This is a genomic window from Microcoleus sp. F4-D5 (assembly GCF_036704885.1).
Lineage (GTDB): Bacteria > Cyanobacteriota > Cyanobacteriia > Cyanobacteriales > Microcoleaceae > Microcoleus.
The window spans coordinates 57,423-74,196 of sequence record NZ_JAUBSX010000015.1; the positions used below are offsets into that span (position 1 = coordinate 57,423).

General features: G+C 46.2%; 17 protein-coding genes and 1 other RNA gene. 12 read left to right on the forward strand and 6 right to left on the reverse strand.

Translation table 11 applies throughout. The annotated features are described in order from the left end of the window. Positions 1 to 179: 179 nt before the first annotated feature. Complete coding sequence (locus tag QUA80_RS09875) at positions 180 to 2,348, reverse strand: ATP-binding protein (protein WP_333423682.1); 2,169 nt, start codon at positions 2,346 to 2,348, stop codon at positions 180 to 182. Between the two features lie 172 nt (positions 2,349 to 2,520). Next, positions 2,521 to 3,804 (reverse strand): phosphoribosylamine--glycine ligase, encoded by a 1,284-nt coding sequence (gene purD, locus QUA80_RS09880; RefSeq protein ID WP_333423684.1) that lies wholly within the window; start codon positions 3,802 to 3,804, stop codon positions 2,521 to 2,523. A 337-nt stretch (positions 3,805 to 4,141) separates the two neighbouring features. On the opposite strand from purD, the gene QUA80_RS09885 reads away from it, so the two are divergent. Next, a complete protein-coding gene (locus tag QUA80_RS09885) occupies positions 4,142 to 5,404 on the forward strand; it encodes a 5-(carboxyamino)imidazole ribonucleotide synthase (RefSeq protein WP_333423686.1) in 1,263 nt (420 codons plus the stop codon). A gap of 50 nt (positions 5,405 to 5,454) precedes the next feature. Continuing rightward, a non-coding RNA gene (ssrS, locus tag QUA80_RS09890) (6S RNA) lies at positions 5,455 to 5,642 on the forward strand. A gap of 364 nt (positions 5,643 to 6,006) precedes the next feature. On the opposite strand, the gene QUA80_RS09895 is transcribed toward ssrS, so the two are convergent. Together QUA80_RS09895 and QUA80_RS09900 are read right to left on the reverse strand one after the other, a co-directional pair. Then, a complete protein-coding gene (locus tag QUA80_RS09895; protein ID WP_333423688.1) occupies positions 6,007 to 6,645 on the reverse strand; it encodes an MrcB family domain-containing protein in 639 nt (212 codons plus the stop codon). Positions 6,646 to 6,680: 35 nt separating this feature from the next. Further along, positions 6,681 to 7,868 (reverse strand): RNA-guided endonuclease TnpB family protein, encoded by a 1,188-nt coding sequence (locus tag QUA80_RS09900; RefSeq protein WP_333423690.1) that lies wholly within the window; start codon positions 7,866 to 7,868, stop codon positions 6,681 to 6,683. A 295-nt stretch (positions 7,869 to 8,163) separates the two neighbouring features. On the opposite strand from QUA80_RS09900, the gene QUA80_RS09905 reads away from it, so the two are divergent. The 4 genes from QUA80_RS09905 to QUA80_RS09920 all read left to right on the forward strand — a co-directional run bounded on the left by QUA80_RS09905 (position 8,164) and on the right by QUA80_RS09920 (position 10,724). Next, entirely contained in the window at positions 8,164 to 8,751 is a 588-nt protein-coding gene (locus QUA80_RS09905) for a TetR/AcrR family transcriptional regulator (protein WP_333423692.1), read from the forward strand. 85 nt (positions 8,752 to 8,836) lie between these two features. Next, positions 8,837 to 9,256 carry a hypothetical protein gene (locus QUA80_RS09910; protein ID WP_333423694.1) on the forward strand — a complete coding sequence of 140 codons (420 nt, stop codon included), beginning with the start codon at positions 8,837 to 8,839 and terminating at the stop codon, positions 9,254 to 9,256. A gap of 138 nt (positions 9,257 to 9,394) precedes the next feature. After that, positions 9,395 to 9,820, forward strand: a complete 426-nt coding sequence (locus tag QUA80_RS09915) for a thioesterase family protein (protein WP_333423696.1) — start codon at positions 9,395 to 9,397, stop codon at positions 9,818 to 9,820. A gap of 124 nt (positions 9,821 to 9,944) precedes the next feature. Beyond that, positions 9,945 to 10,724, forward strand: coding sequence for a glutathione S-transferase family protein (locus QUA80_RS09920; RefSeq protein WP_333423698.1), 780 nt, complete (start codon positions 9,945 to 9,947; stop codon positions 10,722 to 10,724). 191 nt (positions 10,725 to 10,915) lie between these two features. Here the strand turns inward: QUA80_RS09920 and QUA80_RS09925 are convergent, their stop codons facing one another. Both QUA80_RS09925 and QUA80_RS09930 read right to left on the reverse strand, forming a co-directional pair. Continuing rightward, on the reverse strand, positions 10,916 to 11,158 hold the full coding sequence (locus tag QUA80_RS09925) for a hypothetical protein (protein ID WP_333423700.1): 243 nt from the start codon (positions 11,156 to 11,158) through the stop codon (positions 10,916 to 10,918). Next, positions 11,139 to 11,288 (reverse strand): BrnT family toxin, encoded by a 150-nt coding sequence (locus QUA80_RS09930; protein WP_333423702.1) that lies wholly within the window; start codon positions 11,286 to 11,288, stop codon positions 11,139 to 11,141. The genes QUA80_RS09925 and QUA80_RS09930 overlap by 20 nt, the downstream gene beginning before the upstream one ends. A 431-nt stretch (positions 11,289 to 11,719) precedes the next feature. Here QUA80_RS09930 and rpmI point away from each other — a divergent pair, with 431 nt between their 5' ends. The 6 genes from rpmI (at position 11,720) to QUA80_RS09960 (ending at position 16,505) form a co-directional block, all read left to right on the forward strand. Continuing rightward, positions 11,720 to 11,917, forward strand: coding sequence for a 50S ribosomal protein L35 (gene rpmI, locus QUA80_RS09935; RefSeq protein ID WP_006634164.1), 198 nt, complete (start codon positions 11,720 to 11,722; stop codon positions 11,915 to 11,917). Positions 11,918 to 11,936: 19 nt separating this feature from the next. Further along, on the forward strand, positions 11,937 to 12,293 hold the full coding sequence (rplT, locus tag QUA80_RS09940) for a 50S ribosomal protein L20 (RefSeq protein ID WP_006634165.1): 357 nt from the start codon (positions 11,937 to 11,939) through the stop codon (positions 12,291 to 12,293). 268 nt (positions 12,294 to 12,561) lie between these two features. Further along, positions 12,562 to 13,092 (forward strand): tetratricopeptide repeat protein, encoded by a 531-nt coding sequence (locus QUA80_RS09945; RefSeq protein ID WP_333239778.1) that lies wholly within the window; start codon positions 12,562 to 12,564, stop codon positions 13,090 to 13,092. A gap of 238 nt (positions 13,093 to 13,330) precedes the next feature. After that, positions 13,331 to 13,708, forward strand: coding sequence for a response regulator (locus QUA80_RS09950; RefSeq protein ID WP_333335224.1), 378 nt, complete (start codon positions 13,331 to 13,333; stop codon positions 13,706 to 13,708). Further along, positions 13,705 to 14,313, forward strand: coding sequence for a chemotaxis protein CheC (locus QUA80_RS09955; protein ID WP_333239774.1), 609 nt, complete (start codon positions 13,705 to 13,707; stop codon positions 14,311 to 14,313). Before QUA80_RS09950 ends, QUA80_RS09955 begins: the two co-directional genes overlap by 4 nt. Further along, on the forward strand, positions 14,310 to 16,505 hold the full coding sequence (locus tag QUA80_RS09960; RefSeq protein ID WP_333423704.1) for a diguanylate cyclase domain-containing protein: 2,196 nt from the start codon (positions 14,310 to 14,312) through the stop codon (positions 16,503 to 16,505). The genes QUA80_RS09955 and QUA80_RS09960 overlap by 4 nt, the downstream gene beginning before the upstream one ends. The last annotated feature ends 269 nt before the right edge of the window (positions 16,506 to 16,774 follow it).

Below are 16,774 nucleotides of genomic sequence, written 5' to 3' on the forward strand. Positions count from 1 at the left end.
AAAAAAACAGAACATCCAGAACCCAGCATTCTTTAAGAAGTCTGGGTTCTAATAGCCATCGCGCTTGACGTTGAATTGGGTTAATTTATCAGAACTTACGCAACCATCCTATGAATAGGGGCAACCACGGGGGATTTCCCGTAGAACACGCTACGTAGAAGGCTGTGGATAAGTCCTGTTTACTTAACATGACTCGAAATTGTTTCAGTTTCCACTGTTGCTTCCACTGGCCAAGAATTTTCCATCTCTACTGTTTGTTGCGGCTGATAAACTGCCAAGTCAAACCAAAAAGTTGTACCCACATTAACTTCGCTAACTAAATTAATTTTAGTGTGGTGCTTGTCAATAATGTTTCTGACAATAGAAAGACCTAATCCCGTTCCTTCGAGAGTGTGAACTCGGTTTTCTACCCGGAAAAAGCGATCGAAAATTGCTTGTTGGTCTTCGGGGTCTATGCCAATCCCAGTATCAGAAATTTCGATCCGCACAACCGGAAAATGTTTGGCATCCGGTGACAAGTTGTGGTTCCCGGCTGCGCCGTCTTTGTGAGTCTGCGCCTCCGACTCTAGCAAATACGCTCGAATGGCTACCTTGCCGCCGGACTGCGTAAATTTTAAGGCATTTCCTACTAAATTGGCAAATACTTGCAGCAGCAAATCGTAATGACCTAAAGCAGGCGGCAAATACGGGTCAACTTCTTGCTCTAATTCAATACCTTTATCCTTAGCATTCAACTGATAAGTCCGCAGGGTTTGTTCCACAGCTTGCAGGAGGTCAACAGCTTCCAACTGATAAACTCGGCAGGATTCCAGTCGGGACAAGTCTAACACGTCGTTAACTAAACGAGTTAGTCGATCGGTTTCTCGATTGGCAATTTCCAGAAATTCCCTGCGCTCGCTTTCTTGAAGGTCTTCTCCGTACTCATAGAGAGTTTCTATAAAAGATTTGATATTAAACAAAGGTGTTCTCAGTTCGTGAGAAACATTGCTGATAAAATTGCTTTTAGCCTCGTTGAGTTCTACTTCGCGAGTGATGTCCTGCACAGTCATCGCAATGCCTTTGAGACTCTCGCGGTATTGCCCGGAATCTTGATTTTTCGAGGAGGTTTGCTCGTAAAAAGTACACTCTACAGCTTCCGGTCGTTCGGACTCGTTACAGTTATTTTCCTCGTCGCGAATGCAGCTCCTGCACAGCGGTTCCGCTCCGGGCGCTTTGTGCAGAATGACAGTAGTTAAAACAATCCGAATTGTACGGTTGACTGGTTCGCCCATTGAGATGCGAAATTCGCCGCCTTCGCGATCGCCTGCGGCTATTTGGTGCAGGGGTCTGGCCAAGTCCTGCTGCACTTGGGAAGGCAAAATGTTCAGAACATTGACTCCGATCGCATTTTTACCTTCCCATCCAAAAATCCGCCTGCCCGTCGGATTGACTAAAATTACCTGCAAATTCGCATCCAACAACAGCGCCCCGTCAGCAATAGTTGAAACCAAAGTTTCTAACTTCGCTTTTTCCGCTGTCAGCTCTTCAATATTTTGTTCTTCATAACTTTCTAGTTTCTCGGCCATCTCGTTAAAACTGCCAATCAACTCGCCCAATTCTCCCCCCAAAGGCAAGTTAACTCGCTGCTTAAAATTCCCGCTCGCGATGTTTTTGACCCCGAAGACTAATTGTTTAATGGGCTGAGTAATTGTCAGGGCATTAAATACAGCGCCCAAAATTACCATCACCCAAATGGTTACAAATACTGCTAAAGTGACATCCCTAGTCAGATTTGAAGAGATAACTGCGGCGGGATTTGGGTTAATGCCGATCGCCAAAACTCCCAAATATTTGTCTTCGTGAATTAGCGGCACAAATACGTCAGTAACTTCTCCGTCTGGCGTCAAGTGCTGCCGCACTAAAGGCAAAGAAGTTAAATTCCTCGCCTCAATGTCGGCGAGAAAATTATCGGGAAGTTTGATCTGGCGGCGCAGCGTCAGAGAAGTTTGTACCTCAGATTCCGAAAAGGGTATCCCCAGGAAAATATCGCCCGCTTCGTCAGCGTAAAGCATGTAGCGGACGCTGGAAGTGCTGCTGTAAAATTGGCGGGAAAAGCGGGCGACTTCGGAGCGATCGTTTTTGGCAATCAGCGGTGCCACATTTGCCGATAACAGCAAACCCAGGTCACGGCCGTAGCGAGTATCGTTCAGTCGGGCGTCTTGCTGAATAGTATTCACCGCCCAGAATGTCAGGCTGCTCATAATTAACGACACTACGAGGGTAGCACCGGCCATCAGGCGGGTCTGGAGGGTAAAATCCGACCACCAGCGGGCAATAATTTCTCCGATTTTGTTTAGTATGGCCAGCATTTCACCAGTTCACCAGTTCAATATTAAAAGCAAGATCAATTCCGTTGGCTCTCCCGATCGAATTTTCTGCTGCGACTTGTCCGCTACCGCCACCGCAGAGATACCAAACTTCATTGTTACATTTCTACATTGAGATTGCTTGGCTTTCGGACAGCCGCCGATGTCGCAACTCCTAATTTTGAGCGCCCAAAGCTCGGCGACCGATGTCCCTACGGCAGTAAACCCCTTCAAATTCGATCGAATCAACTGCTGCATAAGCTTTGGAAATAGCTTGTTCCAAAGTTTCTCCCGTTGCTGTCACGCCCAAAACGCGGCCGCCGTCGCTCACCAACTGCTGCTGCTTCAACTGGGTGCCGGCGTGAAACACTTCTGCTCCTTTGGCTTCAGCTTCCTCGATACCTGTAATAACTTTGCCTTTTTGATAACTTCCAGGATAGCCCCCAGAAGCCAAAACTACGCAAACAGAGGCCCCCGATTTCCAGCGAATGTTGGAATATTCACCGAGACGCTGCTGACAGCACGCCAGCACCAAATCTTCCAAAGGAGTTTCCAGCAGCGACAAAACGGCTTGAGTTTCGGGGTCTCCGAAACGGCAGTTGAATTCTAAGACTGTGGGTTCTCCTTCGGGCGTAATCATTAAACCTGCGTAGAGTACACCCCGGTAGTCGATGTTGCGTTTTTGCAGTGCTGCGAGGGTGGGTTCGAGAATTTCTGCTTGAATCCTTTCCATGAGTTCCGGAGTGACAATGGGCGCTGGGGCGTAGGCTCCCATACCGCCGGTGTTGGCTCCCTTGTCGCCTTCGCCGATAGCTTTGTGGTCTTGGGCCGGCAGCAACGGTTCCACTGTGATGCCGTCGGTGAGGGCGAGAATCGAGACTTCTTGACCTGTTAAGAATTCTTCGACTACGACTCTGATGTTGTCGGTGCCGAATTCGCCTCGGAAAATGGTGTTGATGGCGCTGTGAGCCATTTTGACGGTGGTGGCAACGGTGACTCCTTTGCCTGATGCGAGTCCGTCTGCTTTGATGACTATGGGGGTTCCTTGTTCCAGAACGTATGCTTTGGCTGCTTCTGCGTCTGTAAATACGGCAGCTTTGGGTGTTGGGATGCCTGCTTCGAGCATCAATTCTTTGGCCCAGGATTTGCTGGATTCAATTTGGGCGCCGGCTTTGGTGGGCCCGAAAATCATGACTTTTTTCTGTTGGAAATAGTCGGCGATGCCTAGCGATAGGGGCAATTCGGGGCCGACGATAACTAATCCGATGTTGTTGACCATCACAAAGCGTTCGATGCCTTGGAAGTCGTTGATGTTGAGCGACAGATTTTGACAGCCTTTGGTGGTAGCTGTGCCGCCGTTGCCCGGTACGCAGAATACTTGTTTAATCCGCGTAGATTCTAGCAGTTTTTTTGCGATCGCGTGTTCGCGACCTCCGTTCCCTACAACCAAAACTTTCACAGTATCCTCACCTATAACTTTTGTTCCCTGAATATCTGATTTTCAGTGTTTGTACCTGTCTATCTGCTTTTTGCAGTGCTGTCAATTATGCCATGCTTGGCGCTAGGGAATTGCTAGATGTGGCACTTTTCTGGAGGAGTCGGACTCTACCGCTGTTTCCCAACGGCTGGGCTCGTGCAATAATTAAAGACTTTCACCGCCCAATTTTTCTGGGTTCTGCCTCGATTTAATGATGCAATTAAAACTATTTTTTGGCTTTTAATTGTTCAATTACTGTAGTTCATCCGGGGACAAATAGCGATAAAATAGGCAGGTTGACACCAGGAATTTTACTCACATGAAATCAAATCAAGCCGCTGCGAGTTCGTCTGCCAAATTTAAGCGGCTGGGCGTTGTCGGCGGCGGCCAGTTAGCTTCGATGATGGGGGATGCTGCTAGGGCGCTGGGTATTGAATTGGTAGTGCAAACTCCTAATGCTACCGATCCAGCAGTTTCTGTGGCTGCTGGTGCTATTTTGGCTGCTGTTGATGATGTTTTGGCTACGGCTCAATTGGCGGATGACTGCGATGTTATTACTTTTGAAAATGAGTTTGTGGATTTGGATGGTTTGCGGTCGCTAGAACAGCAAGGGGTGTTATTTCAGCCGAGTTTGTCTTCGCTTTCTCCTTTGTTGGATAAGTACGTGCAGCGCTGTTATTTACAAGCTTTGGGTTTGCCAACTCCGAGGTTTTGGGAATGGGATTGCAGCGCGGATTTGCCTCGCGAATTGTTGAAGGCGGTGGCGATCGACTTTCCGGCAATTTCTGTTTCTGACACCGTGCAGAGTGAAGGAGACTCGGATGCTGGATCGATCGACTTTCCCTTTGTTGTCAAAGTTCGCCGCCACGGTTATGACGGCCAAGGTACTTTTATTGTTAAGGATCGGGGGAGTTTTGAGTCAATTCGTGCTAAGCTAAAGGGTCAGTCTTTGCTAGTGGAAGAGTTTGTGCCGTTCGATCGCGAGTTGGCAGTGATTGCGGCTCGATCGGCAACTGGCGAAATGGCGATTTATCCGATCGTCGAAACTCAGCAGCAAAATCAGGTTTGTCACCTAGTGATTGCGCCTGCTGATATTAGTTTAGATGTGAAAACTGAAGCTTGTGCGATCGCCCGCACTCTCCTCAACAGCTTAGAAGCTGTCGGCGTATTCGGCATTGAATTATTTTTAACCGCTGATAATAAGCTGTTAGTCAATGAAATTGCACCCCGCACCCACAACTCGGGACATTTTACCATCGATGCTTGCGAAACTTCACAATTTGAACAGCATTTGCGTGCAGTTTGTCAACTGCCTTTAGGAAATTCTGATTTGAAATGTGCAGGCGCTGTCATGGTAAATTTGCTCGGCTACGAGTCGGCGCAGTCAGATTATTTAACAAAACGAAAACAACTGGCACAAATTAGCGGTGGTTTTGTACATTGGTATGGTAAGAAAGTATCGCGTCCGGGCCGCAAACTCGGTCACGTTACAGTTGTGCTCGACGGGGAATCGGTAGCTCAGGGGCGATCGCAAGCACTGGCGATCGCTCAAACCGTTGAATCTATCTGGTATGCAAGTTAAATTGCTCGAAGCTTGCCAAAATCTGGTTAGTTGGTATATATTAAATAAAGGTTCTACTGCGACGTTGGTGACTGCCAATAATGTTTTTTTGATCTATAACTCTTAACTCTCGGGAATCAAGATGTTTGGACAGCAGTAAACTGGGCTTGTACCCAGAAACTTTAAGTCCGAGCCAACGGTACCCACCTGGTAAAATACCAGGTCAAAAGCTGAGGTAAGACGGCGTTGCGGGGAGCCATCATAATATTAATTGAGATAGGCGCTGTGAAATATGGCTAGCCTATTTTTTTTGATATAAACGCCTTTACTCATGCTACATCTTCAGGTTTTGCCTAAACTCCTCTAGGGTTGGCGTTGGTTTGATTCGATGAATCATACTATGGCAATTTGAGCATAGGACTGTAAAATCATTAAGCGGATCTAGTTTAATTTTTGCCCCACTTAAGTTGAAAATTGAAACATTATGATGAGCTTCTATGTATCCTCTGCCTATTTCTCCGTATCGAGACTCAAAATTAAAATCGCAAGCTTTACATATAAATCCTTGCAACTCCTTAACTTTTCTAGATAACGTCTGATTTCGTTCTGTTACTCGATGAAGTCTATACTTTAGTCGGGTCTTCAAACCATTCTCTTTCTGCTTGATTGTTCTCAGCGTCGTTGTTCAAAGAAACCTCCTTGAACCAATCAGAATCAACCTCCTCCTTCAAAGAAACCTCCTCAAACAGGGAGAAGTAAATTTCAAGCATTTTCCTAACATCGCCTACCAACTCCTCGTCGTCAGGAAGTGATTCCTTTGAATAAAACTTCGATGCTATGTTTCCTGCTTCATACGCAAGTCCAAGCCTTCTAGAAGTAGTTGTCTTTGGAATCGAATCAAGCTTAAGATCGAGAGGATCTGAAAATTCCCCGATCTTGTCAGAACCAAGCCGATCTTTAAATAGTTGTGATTGAACCCTTAAAATTTCTCTCGACTTTCCAAGTCCGAACCGATCTCTTTTATCTGCTATGCCTTGATTGAGAGAAAGATAAACGCCAGAGAAGTCAGCGCGAAATAAATAAACACAGTAAAACCCCGACTTTAAATTATCAGTTACAAGTTTGTTAAATATGGCTATCCAAGGAATTTTAGCCCAAGATACATTACCTGCTGAAGCTTTTACCCTATAGATTTCTGGTAGTTTCAACGAAGCACTTATTGATTTCGGCACTACATTTCTGACATAACTAGCAATTGACATCCACCCCGGCGTAAACGCACGGGAATTCCTAAGACTCACGACTTAGGTTTCTGCTTCCGTCCCCTAGGGGATTTCGCACCAGCCTTAACAGATTTACTCTGTTCGGGTCTTACAGTCGCTCCACAGACTGCCACGGCAAGCCCTGCCGCCAAAATGTTTTTTGCTGCGTTGATGTCTCGGTCATGGTGTGTCCCGCAATTAGGACAATCCCATTCCCGGATATTCAACGGCATCTTGTCAACGATGTGTCCGCAATTACCACACCGTTTTGAACTCGGAAACCATCGGTCAATCTTAATTAAAGTACGACCGTACCAATCGCACTTGTAGTCAAGTTGTCTGACTAATTCCCCCCAACTTGCATCACTTATAGCTAGAGCAAGTTTCGGGTTTTTACCCATATTCTTTACAGCTAAGTCTTCTACGGCGATGGTTTGGTTTTCACGCACCAACCGCGTTGTTAACTTGTGAAGATTATCTTTCCTTGCATCAGTGATTTCTTGATGCACTTTCGCTACTTTAAGCCGTGCTTTGTGACGGTTGTTTGACCCTTTTTGCTTGCGACTTAAAGATTTTTGCGCTCTTCTAAGCTTGCGATATTTTGCCTTGAATCCTTTGGGATTGGCAATCTTTTCGCCAGTGCTTAGAGTGAGCAGGCTTGTAATGCCCAAGTCGATACCGACTTGATTATCTGTTCTAGGTAATGTTTCAATCTCAACATCTACCAGCAGAGAAACTGACCACCTACCTGATGGTGCAAGCTTTATTGTAATGGTTGATGGTGTTGCTCCATCAGGTAGTGTCCGGCTCCAGCGAATTGGTAACGCTTGTGTGCTTTTTGCTAGGTAGACTTTTCCATCTCTGAACTTAAATGCTGACTTGGTAAATTCTGCACTACCACCGTTGCGTTTCTTTTTGAAGTTAGGATATTTTGCCCGCCCATCAAAAAAGTTGGTATAAGCCGTTTGTAAATGTCTCAAGCATTGCTGCAATGGCACGCAGCTAACTTTGTTCAGAAAATCTAGTTCTTCGGTTGTCTTCCATTCGGTTAACATTGAAGAAGTCTCAGCATAGCCTACCCGTTTCTGTTCTGCGTACCAAGCTTCCGTTCTTGCGGCTAAAGCACGGTTGTAGACCAAACGAACACAACCTAAAGTACGTCGCAACAAACTTTCTTGTTCGGGTGTTGGGTAGAATCGATAGCTGAAGGCTTTTAGTGTCATGCTTACCTTAAGTACGCTGTTTCACAGACTAGCACGTCTTGTGTGAAATGGTATGTCTTAACAAAAATTCATGTAAAGCCGTCCTAAAAGGACGGGGTTTCAAACCCATTTTTTTGATGACTATCCTGTGCCCCCGGTGGAACCGTTGCTGGGGATGTTGGTTTGGATGGTTCGCGACGGTTAGGGCGATCGGCTTTAAGTTAAATTTTAAATTAATTGTCGATCGCTCCTTGCCATTCACGCTTCGTTCTGCTATTTTCTAAAAAAGACCGATAAGTCGGTTAGCGCTATAAAAATGTCAAAAGCTCAAGAAACCAGAGAAAAAATTCTCAGGGAAGCCGCAGCACTGTTCAACCAGTACGGCTACTCAGGTTCTTCTATGTCTGACATTATGCGCGTTACAGGCTTGCAAAAAGGAGGAATTTACAACCATTTTAAGAGCAAAGATGAGTTAGCGTTGCAGGCTTTTGATTTTGCTGCTGAATGTATGCGAAAACAATACCTCACAGCTTTGAAGGGAAAACACAATTCGGTCGATCGGCTAAAAGCTGTTATATCTTTATTTAGCAGTTTTGCCGAAAATCCTCCAATTCCAGGTGGCTGTCCCCTGTTAAATACAGCAGTTGAAAGCGATGACGCTCATCCAGCTTTGCGTCAGCGGGTGCAAATAGCAATGGACGGTTGGCGCGCTTTGATTTGCAAAATTATTAACAAAGGAATTGCTAAAGGCGAGGTGCGAGAAAATGTCGAAGCTGATGCAGTCGCAACTATTGTGATTTCAACGCTGGAAGGGGCAGTGATGATGAGCAAACTTTACGGGGATGCAATTCATGTCAAAAGAGCCGTTCAGCATTTGCACGGATATCTCGACAGTCAACTTTAGAACCGGATAATTTTTTTTGATATAAAACAGACCGTTCGGTCTCAAAAATGCGATCGGGTGATTAATTAGAAGTAGAGGAACAGAAATGAACATTGAAAAAAACCCGCGTCAAACTTGGCTGCTAATTGGGTTAAGCATGAATGTAGTTGCTACAATCCTTCACTACACCGACAACTTCATCTTTTTTGCCGACTACCCTGCACCTGTATGGATGCACCCCCATCAAGTCTGGATAGCTTGGCTGATATTAGCGCCATTTGCTGCAGTTGGTTACATTCAATATGCAAAAGGAAATTTCTGGGTTGCATATTTGTGCCTGTGCGTGTGGGCAGTAACTAGCATCGGGGGAATTGCGCATTACTTTTTTGGTTCTTTGTCAGCCTTTTCATTAAAAATGCACATTTTTATTTGGTTTGAAGAATTGACGGGATGGATGCTGCTAGGTTTTATATTCTGGTCGTGCTTAATTCTTAAAGAATGGCGCAAGGAAAAGCTTTTTAATTAGGATTGAACCTCGCACATCTAATGGTGGGCAATGCCAACCTACGAAAATCGCAGTTTTTCAATCATCTAATTGTGGGCAATGCCAACCTACGAAAATCGCAGTTTTTCAATCATTAAAAATAAACTGGTTCTCCCTCAAATGCAAGCATCCAATGAACAGAAAAGGCTTTTGGAAATAGAATTAAGCTTTCCCGTACAAACTTACGATATCGACTTTGCGGGAATAGTCAGCAATATTGTTTACATCCGCTGGTTGGAAGACTTGCGGCTCGCACTTGCTGCTCCTTATTTTCCCGTACAAAAAATGCTGGAAAACGGTGTGGCTCCGCTACTGGTGAAAACAGCAATTGAATACAAGCAGCCGATTAATATTTTCGATAAACCAACTGGTAAAATTTGGATGAGTAAAATGAAATCGCTTAAGTGGATGATGGATGCTGAAATAATTGTAGCTGGTAAAGTCGCTGCGATCGCCCAACAATCTGGTTGTTTTATTGCACTATCAACTGGCAGACCAGTGCCGATTCCCGCTGAGCTTTCTCAAGCATATCTTGCACAGCAATAAATCGATAAATTTTCACCCAAAATACGGTTTGTAGTAAGGACTGAATTCCTTAAACTTTACGCCGCTTGTCCGAAATAACGCCAAGGCAAAAAAACTGCAAACATTTACAAATCTCAATTACTTTATGAATCATTCAACAATTGCCAATGCCGAAGTTGTCCGCTTCATCACCATTCCTATCAGCCACTACAGCGAAAAAGTGCGGTGGGCCCTTGACTTGCTAAAAATTCCCTACATCGAAGAAAGACACGTACCAGTTTTTCACCGCTTGGCTACCCGCAAATACGGAGGCAGCAGCGTTCCCGTTTTAGTTACCCAATCTGGCAACTTTACCGATTCAACAGACATCTTGCATTACCTCGATACGCTAAGTCCAGAAAGTCAGCGTTTGTATCCGAAAGAGCCAGAATTGCGCCGAGAAGTCGAAGAACTTGAAGAGTTATTTGATGCTAGACTGGGAGCGGATACTCGAAATTGGGGATATTTTTATCGCTCGGGCGATCGCAAAACAATGCGAAAAGCTTGGTGCAACGGTACGCCTCAATTTGAGCGAGTTGGGTTTGAAATAGCCTTTCCGTTGATTAGCGCCAAAGTGCGGCAAGTCTACAACATAACAGCAGATTCCGCCGCCATTTCGCTGCAAGGAATCAAAGAAATTTTCGAGATTATCGATCGAAGATTAGCGGGCGGCAAAACGTATTTAGTCGGCGATACAATATCGGCAGCAGACATAACTTTTGCAGCGCTGGCCGCTCCGATTTTACTGCCACCGGAACATCCGGTTTTGGTAGCGAAAATTGAAGAATTGCCGAGCGACATGGCAACAGTAATTAAAGAATTGCAGTCAACTGTCGCCGGAGTTTACGCCCTCCGCTTGTATCGAGAGCAGCGCCGAGTTCAGTAATAAACAGTCTCATGGAATGAAAAGTCTCCTTGAACCTTTGTAGTCATCAATATCAAAGATAATCTCAATCAGCCGATCGACACAACGATTGCGATAATCAGGATCGAGTCCTCGATATCGAATTTGGTTAACGCTCCCGTATCTTAAACGGTTTTCTTCTTAAACTACTCACAGACAGCGCCAATTCGATGTTAGGCTGTGTCGCCGTCTGTAACTTGTGACATAGACTCAATTAATGCCCTTAGCACCTTATTGATCGACTCTGGTGTTGTAAAAACTTGAGCTACATCTTCATCTAAAAGCCCAACTTTTAGCAGTTGCTTTCCACTTTGAGCAGCAAAGCGGTTGGGCTTTGACTTTTTATAATCAAAGTGGTACTCAGCTAGAAGTTCGTTATCTGAATTGTGTGACTCCTCAAAAGGCGTTTTGCTCATAATCTTCACGCTCCCTTGGAGTGGCTAAACGGGCACTGATAATGCGAATAGTATTAGAACGTTCGGTGAAAGAAATCAACAGCAAGCAATTGTTTCTGGAGTGCCCAATAATCTCTCGCTTCTCACCCACTTAGTGAGCTTCATCATCAAAAATAACTGCCAGCACATTCTCAAAGACTGTCTTGGCTTCTTCAAAGCTGACACCGTACTTATGCACGGTTAGCTGCTGCTTTTGACAATCATTTTTTTAATCCGGGGCCCCGGATTCATCCGTGGAGCGATAAAAAAGCTCCGAATCCTGTTCACTTGCCCCCGGATTTATCAGTGGGGTCAATTGTTCAATCTAAAATCTAAAATCTTAAATCTAAAATCGATTGACTCATCCCACTCAAACTCCATGCCCAGATCGTAACCATCGCTCATCAACACGGTCAAGATTAGCCGATCGCGCATCATGTATATTGCCCCAAATACAGCACTGCCCCCAAGCCACAAATCTCCCTTGCAGAAAGTACCACAAACGTGATACGGTATAAGCTTGTGTCCAAATAACACCAGTTCATGCCAAAACTCAAAACTCGCAAAGCAGCCGCAAAGCGCTTTAGAGCGACCGGCAGCGGTAAGATTGTGCGCCGCAAAGCTTACAAAAGCCACTTGCTACAGCACAAAAGTTCAGCTCGCAAAAGCCGTCTCTCTAAGCTGGTCGTCATCGACGAGACCAACGATGCTAACGTGCGGTTAATGCTTCCATACTTGTAAAGTTTAACGGAAATTAAAGATGACACGGGTAAAACGCGGTAATGTCGCCAGAGCGCGCCGCAAAAAAATTCTCAAATTAGCCAAGGGTTTCCGAGGCGCACAGTCGAAACAGTTCCGCACAGCTAACCAACGGGTGATGCAGGCCCTGCGTAACGGTTATCGCGATCGCAAAAAACGCAAACGCGATTTCCGCCGCCTGTGGATTGCTCGGATCAATGCCGCATCGCGCCAGCACGGCACGAGCTACAGCAGACTGATCGGCAACATGAAGAAAGCCAACATCGAAATCAACCGCAAAATGCTGGCACAAATGGCGATTATTGACCCCGCAACATTCGGTAAAGTCGTGGAAATGGCTAATCGAGCCGGAGCCTGAAAGTTCGCTTGATTTTTAGAAGGCAGAAAGCAGAAGTAAGAAAGATTTAACTGTCTGCCAGAGAAGGAAAACTCCTGATAAATCTATGAGATTCAGACAAACTTTCCTTCTTTGTTCTTACTTCTGAATTGTTACTGATTCAGAAATGACGATCGGGCTGGTAGCTCGCGCTTTTCGTGTTTTTTATACAGTTGCAAAAGCAAATATCAAAGATTGCTAGCGCATTAAAATAAATAAAACCTCCACAAACCTACGTAATAAAAAAAACATGGATAGTAATTTGCTGATTGTTTACTTGTCAGTTCTGCTCGCTATACTCGGCAGCACTTCCTGGTTTATTGTGCGCCAGATTCTCAAAACTCGGAAGCTGGAAATGTCTCTGGAACGCTTAGAAAATAAGCTGACTGCAGAAAAAGGAACGGCACAGGAATACTACGAATTAGGAAGTATCTATGCAGATAAAAAGCTTTACTCCCAGGCGATCGTACTGTTTCAAAAAGCCCTGAAAGCCAAAGATTTAGAAGGCGAAGAAAATCAAGCAGCTATTTACAATGCCCTCGGTTTTGCACACTTCGGTCAAGAACAGTACGACATTGCGATCCGCCAGTACAAAGAAGCCCTAAAGTTGCAGCCCGAATACGTTACATCTCTCAATAATCTAGGTCACGCTTACGAGCGCAAGAAATTAACAGCTCAAGCCTTGGAAATGTACGAACAAGCTCTCGCCTGCGATCCTGAGAATGCCACTGCCAAACAGCGAATAGAGTCCCTCCGGAAGCGTTTGGTAATCTATAATTGAGCATCGGTATTAGAAGCAATACAGATACCCCCAAACCTGGTTTCATTCCGAAACCGGGTTTTTTCTTCCCACAGTCAAAGATACTAAACTATCCAACACGTTAATGCGTTAGTTTTGAAGAACAGGAATTCCGAGTCAAGCTCGATCGCAGACCGTCCCAGCAGTTTAAACTGCTGTCAAAATAAAAGCAGTACCTGCAACGCCGATGGGTCCTAAACAATTGAAGGAGGAGAACGTAGTGACATCAATTCTCGTTGTCGAAGATTCGTGGTTGACTCGCAGGGTAATCTGCAAAATCCTGCGAGCAGAAGGATACGAGACTTGGGAAGCATCGAGCGGCCCGGAAGCTCTAGAACTGCTAGGCACTAAAACCCCAAACTGTATGCTCTTAGATCTGCTGATGCCGGAAATGGAAGGTCGGGAAGTCCTGCAAGCCATGCGCGATCGAGGATATAAAATTCCAGTCATCGTAATTACCGCAGACATTCAAGCAACCACCCGCTCCGAGTGCATCGAACTCGGAGCCGTCGCAGTCATTCACAAAATGCCCAACTCAGAGGAACTGATCGGGTGGATCGAAAAAGCTATCAGTGCCAGCGAGGAGAGCACCCCATGAAATTAAGCGCTCGACAGCTCGATGCTTTGCAGGAACTCGTCAACATCGGGATCGGTCAAGCAGCAGGGATTTTGAACGACATGATCGAGTCTCCCATTCGCTTGCAAATCCCCTTGCTCCAAGTCCTGTCTCCCACCGACGTGCAACAAGAGTTAGAGATTCACCTCAACGGCGAGCAAATCGCCGCCGTCCAGCTCAAATTCACAGGCTCCTTTGGAGGCATTGCTCAGCTAGTCTTTCCTACCAACAGCGCGGCCATGCTCGTTACCATGCTGACAGGGGAAGAGGTTGGCACTCACGACCTGGATTCAGTCAAAATTGGTACGCTAAGTGAAGTGGGAAATATTGTGATCAATGGGGTCATGGGTGCAATTAGCAACGTACTTCAGCAACGCCTGAACTACTCAATTCCTAATTACATGGAAGGGACGATCGCTACTTTGCTGACATCTGGCGGTTTAGCTACTGATACAGTTGTTTTATTAGCCCAAACCCGTTTCATTATTGAAAGGCTTCACATTGAAGGAGATATCATCCTCATTTTCAATGTCAATTCCTTTGACACCTTGTTGACTGCTATCAATCAACTTGCCGGGGGTCTATGATCGAGGAGAGCAAAACTATTAAGGAAAAGTTTGGGGTTCTCGACAGCGTACCAGTAGGTGCCTGCTTACTGCGAGATGATTTTGTGGTGCTGTTTTGGAATACTTGTCTGGAAGAGTGGACAAAAATTCCTCGCAGGAAAATATTGGGAACAAAGATCACAACCCATTTTCCTCACCTGAGTCAACTAAAGTACGCAACTCGCTTCAAGCAAATCTTTGCAGGAGGCCCGCCAACAATTTTTTCTTCTCAAATTCACAAACACCTGATTCCGGCAACTTGCCAAGACGGGCAGCAGCGAATTCAGCAAACTACTGTGACTGCTGTGCCGGCCCTGGAGGCTGGCGTTGCAGAACAGGAGATTAGAGACTGGCTTCTCCAGACTCTTGAGTTAGAACCAGACGGTACTTTCGGAGTCGGAGAACCAACAAGTGCTTTTTTGTCTGGGGAATATAGACCCTCAGTTTCGTCATCAATATGGCCGGGGGTCAATTCCCCCTCGTTCTACGCGCTGCTGGTGATTCAGGACGTTACCGACCTCACGCACCGCATCCAAGCTTACCGGACACTGCGGGATCAGGCTTTAGAGGAAGTGAAAGTGCGTCAGCAGGTAGAGGAAAAATTGCGGTCGAGCCAGCTTTTCATCCAGCAGATTGCTGACGCGGCCCCTTACTTGCTCTACATATACGATTTGACCCAACGCCGCAACGTCTACGTCAACGGTCAAGCTTCTAAATTGCTCGGCTACACTCCTCAAGAAATTTTACAGATGGAAATGGCTTTGTTTTCCAGTTTGGTGTACCCAGAAGATTTGGAGAGGGTGGAAGCGCACCTGCAAAAATTTCCCCGGGCCCAAGACGGGCATATTTTGGAGTTGGAGTACCGACTGAAACATCGATCGAGCGAATGGCGCTGGTTCCGCTGTCGCGATCAAGTGTTCGCCCGCACAGCCGACGGCCGGCCCAAACAAATTTTCGGCACCGCTCAAGATATTACCGAGTACAAGTGGGCAGAGGATGCGCTGCGGCAGCAAAACGAACGAGAACTGCTGATGGCGACGATAACTCAGCACATCCGCGAGTCTCTGGACTTGGGCGAAGTGCTCAACACGACTGTGACAGAAGTGCGCCAGTTCCTTCAAGCCGATCGAGTGATGATCGTCCGATTCAACTTCTATACGGGGTGTCTGTCCACTGCACCCGCGACGGGGGCGGTGACGGTGGAATCTGTAGCTCCCAACTGCCGGCCGATGCTGGGAGAAACCCTGGAAAATTTCTGTTTTGACGAGTTTTATCTCGAAGCGCGACAACATCGGGCGATCCGACCCATCGCCGATGTATGCGCCGCCGATTTGCCACAAGATCAAATTGACTTGCTCGCACAATTTGAGGTGAAAGCTTATTTGGTGGTACCGCTAGTGCAAGGAGACGAGTTGTGGGGGCTGCTGATGGCCCACCAGTGCAGTCCCCGGCAGTGGATGCAGTTGGAAGTAGAGTTGCTGTCTTCTTTAGCCGCACAGTTGGCGATCGCGATCAAGCAAGCAGAACTATACCAGCAGTTGCAAGCGGCCAACCTCAAGTTAGAGCGCTTAGCCACTTTAGACGAACTCACGCAGCTAGCAAACCGCCGTCGGTTCGATCAGTATTTAGAAATGGAGTGGCGCAGACAGGCGGGGGAACAAACGCCTCTGTCCCTGATTCTGTGCGATATTGATTCTTTTAAAAGTTACAACGATACCTACGGCCACCCAGGGGGAGACGAATGTTTGCGGCAAGTCGCCGGGGCGATCGGCAATGCAGTCGATCGCCCCGTTGATTTAGTAGCTCGCTACGGAGGCGAAGAATTTGCGGTTATTTTGCCGAATACCGCAATTCAAGGGGCGGTGCTGGTAGCCGAACACATACAGCTCAAAATCGCAGCTTTGCAGCTTCCTCACGCTGGTTGTCAGGTGAGCCCCTACGTCACTGTAAGTTTCGGCGTAGCGAGTATTGTTCCTGCATCTGAATCTGGGCCCGAAATTCTGATTGCCGCAGCCGACCAAGCGCTGTATCAAGCTAAACGACTCGGGCGCGATCGTATCGAACTTTATCAGCCCGACCCTGCTTCTGGCAAGCCGAACGGGACAGTCACTCCCCTGCTTCCTGTGGATTTTTCTATACCCAACACTAATTTGCCGTCTGCCACAAGCGCTTGACTTATTCCAATGTTTGTGCGTATGGAGTAGTTACGAGCTGTCCTGCAGGAGTAAAGTGGGCATCGGGGATATTTTCACTTCCAGGAATGTCAGCGGCGGATTTTCAATCAATGTTATTCATATAAGAACGATGCTACGGGACACCCGCTAAATTATTTGAATTTTTTAGTAAAATTGTAAAAAGTCAAAAGTAAGAAAGGTGTCAGTAAAAACAAGATTTTTTACTTTTTACTTTTGACTTTTTACATATCGAGTATTCAACTCAAAAC